The organism is Mesorhizobium sp. M2D.F.Ca.ET.226.01.1.1, assembly GCF_004022705.2.
Lineage (GTDB): Bacteria > Pseudomonadota > Alphaproteobacteria > Rhizobiales > Rhizobiaceae > Mesorhizobium.
In genome coordinates, this window is record NZ_RZOY02000150.1 from 1 (window position 1) to 278 (window position 278).

Sequence of the window (278 nt, forward strand, 5' to 3'; positions counted from 1 at the left end):
TCTTCCGATCTGTCATGTTGACGAGGTGAGGGACGATGTCGCCATCGATTTCCTTCGGATTGACGAAATGCGTCATGCCGAATTTCTCGCCCCAGGCCTTTTTGTCGTTGTTCAAGTCGACGCCGATGATCATGTCGGCGCCGGCAAGGCGAAGACCCTGGATGACGTTGAGGCCGATGCCGCCGAGGCCGAAGACCACTGATGTCGCGCCTTGCTCGACCTTGGCGGTGTTGATGACCGCGCCGATGCCTGTGGTGACGCCGCAGCCGATGTAGCAG

At 59.4% G+C, this 278-nt stretch carries 1 protein-coding gene; it reads right to left on the reverse strand.

The features are described from left to right. Positions 1 to 278 (reverse strand): zinc-binding dehydrogenase (locus EN869_RS34175; RefSeq protein WP_145972074.1); only part of this gene is annotated, 278 nt, incomplete at both ends.